This window comes from Colwellia marinimaniae, assembly GCF_002207865.1.
Lineage (GTDB): Bacteria > Pseudomonadota > Gammaproteobacteria > Enterobacterales > Alteromonadaceae > Colwellia > Colwellia marinimaniae.
Genome location: NZ_BDQM01000303.1, coordinates 1 through 265, shown reverse-complemented (window position 1 = coordinate 265; position 265 = coordinate 1). Strand labels below are relative to the sequence as shown.

General features: G+C 50.2%; 1 protein-coding gene. It reads right to left on the bottom strand.

Annotation, left to right across the window (positions count from 1 at the left end):
- Nucleotides 1-265, bottom strand: a 265-nt coding sequence (locus MTCD1_RS19385) for a TonB-dependent receptor plug domain-containing protein (protein WP_159459930.1), incomplete at both ends; no start/stop codon positions are given.

The following is a 265-nucleotide window of genomic DNA, read 5'->3' as shown; positions in this document are numbered from 1 at the left end:
ATAATCGACGCACTGCCCTTATCAGACTTTATCCCCCAGACTAAGCTGGCAGTCTGCTCGCCATAGTCGGTACCTGTGGCATCCCCGAAGCCCAGATTGACCTCCAAGCCCTCAATGTCTTTCCTCAGCACGATATTGACCACACCAGCGATAGCGTCAGATCCATAGATAGCAGACGCGCCATCTTTGAGGATATCGATACGCTCAATTGCTGATATAGGGATGTTATTGATATCGACGAACGAGTTGGTTATGCCCTCGGCAA